Genomic DNA, 6,954 nt, shown 5'->3' on the forward strand with positions numbered 1-6,954 from the left:
GTCTCGGGACCGAACCGCGGCCCCGCGCCGGGGCCGGCCTCCAGTCCGCTCCGGGGTCGTCCCGGTCGTCGCGGCGTCAGGCCCCGTCCTCTCGTCTCTCGTCGTCCCCGGCGTCGGCGTCCTCGCCATCCGACTGCGATTCCGCGTTTCCGACCTCCTCGTCGCTCGCGTCGCCGTCCGCTCCACCGCCGCGAACCTCCTTCCGTATCGACTCCAACTCCGCGTCCACGTCCACCTGCGGCGTCTCTTCTTCCTCCGCCGCGTCGGCTTCGTCGCCCACGTCGATGGTGACCGGCCCGTCGTCGTCGGTTCGGCGGCCTTGACCGCTTCGCCGGTCGCTCTGTCGGTCGTCGTCCCGTCGCCGGTCCTCGCGGTACCCGTACCGGTTCCGCTCTCGCTGCCGTTCGGCCTCCTCGATGCGGGTCTCTATCTCGCCCATCAGGTCGCGCGCGTCGGTCACGATGTCGCGCGACTCCGCGTCCGGCGGGAGGTCCGAGAGCGCCTCCCGCAGGTCGTCGAGGGCGCGGTCCACGCCCGAGAGCGCTTCGCGCCCGACGCCCGTCATGGTCAACCGCTCCGCCGTCGACCGCCGTCGGTCGCCGGCGTCGAACACCGAGCGGTCGGGGTCGGCGAGGCGGAGGACGTTCCGCAGCAGTTCCAGCGAGCGAATCGTCGTCTCCAGCACCGAGATTATCGTCGGGATGGTGTACTCCTCGGTGAAGCGGAGCATCTCGCTGAACGACGGCGGGCGCGGGAGCGGTCGGTCGCGACCCGACCGGTCCTCCCGGTCGTCGCGACGGCGGTAGCCGTAGCGCTCGGCCTCACGCGCGGTCGGGCCGCCGCGCCGCCGGTCGCTCCGGCCGCGTCGTCGCTCTCGCCGGCCGTCGCCGTCGTCGCGGCCGCCGCGCTCTCGTTCGCGGAGTTCGTGGCGCAGGTCGCCGAGCGTCCGGTCGAGGTCGGCGAGGAGGTCTGCGAGGTCGTCGTCGGGGTCACGTCGCTCGCTCATACGTCTCCATTCGGGACCGGGAGAGAAAAGCTGTCGCCGTCGCGGGGTCGCTACGGGACGTTCACTCGAACTGCCCGCGGCGGTACTGCACCGGCCACTCCACGTCCGTGTCGAGTTCGTGGGCGGCCTCCAGCGTGAAGTACGGGTTGCGGAGGAACTCACGGCCGACGACGGCCACGTCCGCCCGTCCGTTCCGAATGAGCTGGTCGGCCTGTTCGGCCTCGGTTATCTTCCCGACCGCACCGACGGCGGCGTCGGTGGCCGCCCCGACGCGTTCGGCGTAGGGGACCTGATACCCCGACCCGGGGTCGGGTACCTGCTGATCGGGGTGGATACCGCCGGCGCTCACGTCTATCAGGTCCGCGCCCGCGTCGGCGAGGAGGGGCGCGAGGCGGGCCGACTGGTCGAGGTCCCACGACTCGCGGTCCGGGAGCCAGTCGGTCGCGGAGATGCGGACGAACACCGGCCTGTCGTCGGGCCACACCTCGCGCACAGCGGCGGTCACCTCGCGGACGAGTCGCGTCCGGTTCTCGAACGACCCGCCGTAGTCGTCCTCGCGGTGGTTGGTCACGGGCGAGAGGAACTCGTGCAGGAGGTAGCCGTGCGCGGCGTGGACCTCCGCTATCTCGAACCCCGCGTCGAGGGCGCGTTCGGCGGCGGCGCGGAAGTCGTCGATGACCGTCTCGATATCTGCGGCGGTCATCTCGCGCGTCGCCGCCTCGCCCTCGGCGTAGGGGTACGGGGCCGCCGCCGGCGCGACGGTCTCCCATCCGCCCTCGCTCTCGGGAATCGGCGTCGAGTCCTCCCACGGGACGGTCTTGCTCGCCTTCCGACCCGCGTGGGCGAGTTGGATGCCCGGAACGCTCCCCTGTCCGCGGACGAACGCGGTCACGTCCGCGAGGGCGTCGGCGTGGGCGTCCGACCAGATGCCGAGGTCGGACGGCGTGATTCGACCCTCGGGCGAGACGGCCGTCGCCTCGCTCATGACGACGCCGGCGCGGCCGACGGCGCGACTGCCGAGGTGGACGAGGTGCCAGTCGTTCGCCAGTCCGTCCTCGGCGGAGTACTGGCACATCGGCGAGACCATCACACGGTTCGGGAGTTCCGTCCCTCGGAGCGTGAGGGGACTGAACAGCGACGCAGTCATCACCGCCGCTTGGGCCGGCGGCGGAAAACCCTTGTCGACCCCGGAACGCGACGAGGGTGACTTCGGTTTAGGCGGACCAAACTGACTTATCCCCCGACCCACCACTGGGGGATATGGAACGTCTCGACGGCGAAGAACTGGACGGCCCCGACAGTCCCGACTCGACGGTCGCGGCCCACCAGTCGTCCCCGGAGCGAACCGTCTTCACCGAACAGGGCAACCGCGACGCCTGGATTTCGCTCGACGCGGAGTCGACGGTCGAACTCGAACGGTAGTCTCGAAAAAGCGCAGTCGACGCCGACCGATTCTCGCGACGTTACTCCTGCTGGCTCTGCACCGGCGGTTCGCCCTCGTGGACGGCCTGCTCGAAGACGAGCGTGTCGTCTTCGAGGTAGTGTTCGATGTGGTGGGCGTCGTCTTCGACGTGTTCCATGTTCTCGCGCAGCATGTGCGCCGTCGTGTGGTCACCGAGGTTCTGCGCCAGTTCGACGTGGTCGCGCAGGTGCTCGATGATGTCGCCGTACATCTCCATGTCGTTCCGCATCGAGGTGCGGATGTCGTAGACGTCTTCGCCCTCGAACGTGACCGGGGCGCGGTCCTCCTGCGCGGTCGGTCCGGAGACGGGGACGCCGCCGAGGGCCTGCACGCGTTCGGCGAGTTCGTCGGCGAACTCCTCGGCGTGTTCGTACGCCTCCTCGAAGAACAGGTGCAGGTCGCGGAACTCCGCGCCCTCGACGACCCAGTGGTGCTTCTTCAGTTGGTGGTACAGCACGTACGTGGCCGCGAGGTCCGTGTTCAACGCGTCCACGATCTGTTCTGCGCGGTCGGCGTCGATACGAAGCGCCTCGCTACCCTCTACGTCGCCCGCCTGCTGACGGACGTTCTTCTGGGAGCTCATTACAGTCGTTCGTTCGCCCGCCAGCAACTTAATCATTTCCACGTCTGGAACATTTTTTTGGTCAATCGAAAACTGTAGTGGATATTTTGGCAACCCAAACTTCTGAAATCCGTTCCTCGCGTCGCCCCCGTCCCGCACGCTTTTACGCGCTTCCCCCCACGAGACGACCGTGCGCGTCGTCTCGCTCCTCCCCTCGGCCACCGAACTGCTGTACGCCCTCGACGTCGACCCCGTCGGCGTCTCCCACAGTTGCGACTACCCGCCCGTCGCGCGCGAGAAACCGGTCCTCACGAGCACGGCCATCGACTACGGCGACGACCGGTCGGCCGCGGACATCGACCGGCAGACGCGGCGCGTCGAGGGTGGCGTCTACGACGTCGACGAGGGTCTCCTCGCGGAACTCGACCCCGACCTCGTCGTGACGCAGGCGACGTGTGAGGTGTGCGCAGTGGACGCCTCGGACGTGCTGGCGGCGGTGGAACGCCGCGACGTCGACGCCGAGGTGCTGACGCTCGACCCCCACTCGCTGTCGGACGTGCTCGACGACGTGGAACGCGTCGGCGCGGCGGCAGGTGCGTCCGAACGCGCCGCGTCGCTCCGCACGTCGTTGACGGCGCGCGTCGACCGGGTCACCGACCGGGCCGCGGCGACGACGGACCGGCCGCGAACGGCCGTCTTCGACTGGACCGACCCGGTCATCGCCGGCGGCCACTGGGTGCCGGGCATGGTCGAACGCGCCGGCGGCACGCCCGGACTGGTGACGAACGGCCCGTCGAAACCGCAGCGCTGGACGGACGTGCGCTCGTTCGACCCCGAAGTGCTCGTCGTCGCGCCCTGCGGATTCGGCGTCGAACGGCGGCCGACGCCCTCGCCGACCTCCGCTCGAAGGACGGTTGGGACGACCTGACGGCGGTGCGCGACGGGAACGTCTTCGTCGCCGACGGCAACGGCCACGTGAACCGCCCCGGTCCGAGACTCGTGGACTCCGTCGAACTGCTCGCGTCGTGCATCCACCCCGAGCGATTCGACGCGCCCGCACCGGACGTGGTACGGCGCGCCGACGCCGGTCCCCGGGCCTAGTCGGCGTCGACGGCGCCGACGAACGCGCGCTGTTCGTCGAGAACCTCGCGGTCGAGCGCGAACGTCAGGTCGCGTTCGTCGCGGCCGAGTGCCGCCGCGACGGCGCCGTCCGGGCGGACGACCAGCGACCGGCCCGCGTACGTCGCCTGCCGCGCCCCCGGGACGTCGCGTCGGCCGGTCCGCCCCGCGCCGACCAGCCACCTGACGCCGTCGAGGGCGCGGGCACGACAGAGCAGACGCCAGTTCTCCGAGTGTGCCGCCGGCCACGCGCCGACGACGAACAACGCGTCCACGCCCGCGTCGGTCATCGCCGCGCTCTCGCCGACGAAGTTCAGGTCGTAGCAGGTGAGCAGTCCGGCGTCGCCGGCGGGCGTCTCGACGACGACGCGGTCGCTCCCCGCCTCGAGCATCGACGCCTCGCCGCCCCACAGGTGCCGCTTTCGGTAGACGGCGTGCGTCCCGTCGGGCCGGACGTACGCGGCGGCGTTGTAGAGCGTCTCGCCGTCGCGTTCGACGTACCCCGCCAGCACGTCGACGTCGTTGTCGGCCGCGACGGGCGCGAGGTGGTCGAGCGCCGCCGGTCGCGTCAGCGCCGCGTCGGCCACCCGGTCGTCGGCGACGAACCCGGTCAGGGCGTACTCGGGGAACAGGGCGACGCGCACGTCGTCGGGAAGCGCGCCGGTCCGTTCGCGAATCGTCGCGGCGTTCCGCTTCGGTCTGAGGTCGGCGACGGCCAGTTGAGGGACGGCGACTGTTGGCCCGGTCACGTCCTCGGAGGCGACGCCCGCGTGCAAAAACGCTCGCCCTTCGACCTCTCGCTCGGCGAGAGAGTCGCGTGGACTGACGGTACGCGTCTCGGTGTGCGAACACGCGACAAGGTAAAGTCCGCAGAGAGTCATGTACAGGTACTGGTCGTCAGACGCACGTCGTGCGAGGCGACCAGCGCGCGGTCGGTGTTAGGTGTCGCGGTTCGTGTCATGGTCCGCGACGTGGGTAGGGCATCGACCGTGCCACCTTTCGGCGTTCCCCGTTCACGGCTGTGAAGGGAAACGCTCTTTTCGGACACGGTCCGACTCAGAGTATATGAGCGACGGGGACGACGAGACGCCGGAAGACACGTCCGCGGAGACGCAGTCGGACGCGTCCGAAGAACCGACGGATGCCGAGGAGTCGACGGACGCCGAGGCGTCCGAAGAGATCACGGCTGAGAGCCTGAACGAACGCCTCGACGCCGTCGAGGAGGACCTCGAGGCGGCCGAGACGGAGTCGGACCTCGACGCGGTCGAATCCGACCTCGACGACGTCGAGTCGGACCTCGAAGCCGCGGACCTCCCGGAACCGGACGAGGACGACGACGACGCCGAGGACCCGCGTGCGGACCTCGAATCCCGCGTCTCGGACCTCCGCGAGGACCTCGAATCACAGCGCGGCCCGTACGCCGAGGACGTCGTCGACGACATCGAGTCGGCGAAGTCGAAGGTGACGGAGACGCGGTGGACCGAGCGCGGCGAGGGCGAAATCGTGGACGTCGTCGAGTCGTTCGCGGCCGACGTGAACGAGATTCTGGACGCGTCCGTCTCCGTCGACGGCGACTCGGAGGAGGACCTGGCCGCCGCCCTCGACGACGCGGCAGACGCCGTCGAGTCCGCGTCGCTCGACGCCGACGACGACGCCGACACCATCGCCGCCCTCCTCGAAGCGACCGACGACCTGGAGTCGGGGCTGGAGGACTCACAGGAGTGGGACGACCTGGAGACGAACGAGAAGCTTCAGGCGGAGGGCTTCTACGACGTGCTCGGCCACTACAAGGACTTCCCGCCGGAACTGTCCGCGCTGAAGGAGTGGGAGAAGCGCGGCCGCGCCGACATGATCATGCTGGCGAAGGACAGCCTCCAGTCGGAGTTCATGCAGGAGTACTGCATGGACGCGTTCGTCCGGATGGCCGACCCCTCGGTGTTCGACGAGATGCACCAGTTGGCCCAGCGACGCGACAAGACCGCCATCAAGGCGCTCGGGAGGATGGGGTCGGGCGCGGAGGACGCCGTCGAGACGCTGGTCGAGTACGTCGACACCGACTCCGACCCGGCGCTCCAGAAGGTGACGTTCAAGGCGCTGGGCGAGATCGGCTCGTCCGACGCGACGCAGGCCATCGCGGACAAACTGGTGATGGACAACGACAACGTGCGACCGTACGCCGCGCGCGCCCTCGGCCTCATCGGCGACACGCGCGCCGTGAAGCCGCTGTCGGACACGCTCGAATCCGACGAGAACGACACCGTCCGCGCGGCCGCCGCGTGGGCGCTGCGCCAAATCGGCACCGAAGACGCGCTCGAAGCGGCCGCCGACTACACCGACGAGCGCTCCTACCTCGTCCAGCACGAGGCCGAACTCGCCCGCGACAGCCTCGGCGACGCGGACGCCGACGCACCGACGGCCTGACCGGCCACCCGAGGCTCGCGCCCCGTCCTGCACCGTTTTCTCGCCTCACGCCGCACCGCCGAGCGACGGCCCCGGCGCGCCCGCAGGTTCAAGAGGGATGCCGCGGCCAGCGACCCCGTGTCGAACGCCCGTCGCCTCCTCGCCTTCGCCCTCGCCGGTGCGTTGCTCGTTCAGGCCTGCGGCGTCGCCGCCGGCGCGGCCGTCGTCGGTTCGGGTGCCCCTGCCGGCGCGTATGCCACCGCTGGCGCGGATGCCGACGCCGCGGACGCCGAACGCACGGCCGGCAGAGCGAACGCGACGACCCCGCGCGTCCTCGCCGTCTACCCGAACCCCGTCGCCGCGGACGACGCGGGCGAGTTCGTCGCCGTCCGCGTCGGCGACGTG

Annotated in this window: 6 protein-coding genes and 2 pseudogenes; 4 read left to right on the forward strand and 4 right to left on the reverse strand. The window is 70.3% G+C overall.

What is annotated here, in order from left to right:
- Positions 1 to 76: 76 nt before the first annotated feature.
- Both GJ632_RS01565 and GJ632_RS01570 read right to left on the reverse strand, forming a co-directional pair.
- Complete coding sequence (locus GJ632_RS01565) at positions 77 to 1,006, reverse strand: hypothetical protein (protein WP_191451862.1); 930 nt, start codon at positions 1,004 to 1,006, stop codon at positions 77 to 79.
- A 61-nt stretch (positions 1,007 to 1,067) separates the two neighbouring features.
- Complete coding sequence (locus tag GJ632_RS01570; protein ID WP_191451863.1) at positions 1,068 to 2,153, reverse strand: NADH:flavin oxidoreductase/NADH oxidase; 1,086 nt, start codon at positions 2,151 to 2,153, stop codon at positions 1,068 to 1,070.
- 113 nt (positions 2,154 to 2,266) lie between these two features.
- Between GJ632_RS01570 and GJ632_RS21780 the strand changes: the two genes are divergently transcribed.
- Entirely contained in the window at positions 2,267 to 2,428 is a 162-nt protein-coding gene (locus GJ632_RS21780) for a hypothetical protein (RefSeq protein WP_177232546.1), read from the forward strand.
- 41 nt (positions 2,429 to 2,469) lie between these two features.
- On the opposite strand, the gene dpsA is transcribed toward GJ632_RS21780, so the two are convergent.
- The gene (gene dpsA / locus GJ632_RS01575; protein ID WP_089805811.1) at positions 2,470 to 3,051 is read right to left on the reverse strand and encodes a DNA starvation/stationary phase protection protein DpsA; all 582 of its coding nucleotides are present in this window, start codon (positions 3,049 to 3,051) and stop codon (positions 2,470 to 2,472) included.
- Positions 3,052 to 3,220: 169 nt separating this feature from the next.
- Between dpsA and GJ632_RS01580 the strand changes: the two are divergent.
- Positions 3,221 to 4,131, forward strand: a pseudogene (locus tag GJ632_RS01580) (ABC transporter substrate-binding protein).
- On the opposite strand, the gene GJ632_RS01585 reads toward GJ632_RS01580, so the two are convergent.
- Positions 4,128 to 4,898, reverse strand: coding sequence for a carbon-nitrogen hydrolase family protein (locus GJ632_RS01585; RefSeq protein WP_343160954.1), 771 nt, complete (start codon positions 4,896 to 4,898; stop codon positions 4,128 to 4,130). The pseudogene GJ632_RS01580 and the gene GJ632_RS01585 sit on opposite strands and share 4 nt — an antisense overlap.
- Positions 4,899 to 5,214: 316 nt before the next feature.
- Here GJ632_RS01585 and GJ632_RS01590 point away from each other — a divergent pair, with 316 nt between their 5' ends.
- Together GJ632_RS01590 and GJ632_RS01595 are read left to right on the forward strand one after the other, a co-directional pair.
- Positions 5,215 to 6,570 (forward strand): HEAT repeat domain-containing protein, encoded by a 1,356-nt coding sequence (locus tag GJ632_RS01590; RefSeq protein ID WP_191451865.1) that lies wholly within the window; start codon positions 5,215 to 5,217, stop codon positions 6,568 to 6,570.
- A 117-nt stretch (positions 6,571 to 6,687) separates the two neighbouring features.
- Positions 6,688 to 6,954: pseudogene (locus GJ632_RS01595) on the forward strand (phosphatidylserine synthase); the annotation flags it as partial.

Origin of the sequence: Halogeometricum sp. CBA1124, from assembly GCF_009741955.1 — an archaeon.
GTDB lineage: Archaea > Halobacteriota > Halobacteria > Halobacteriales > Haloferacaceae > Halogeometricum > Halogeometricum rufum.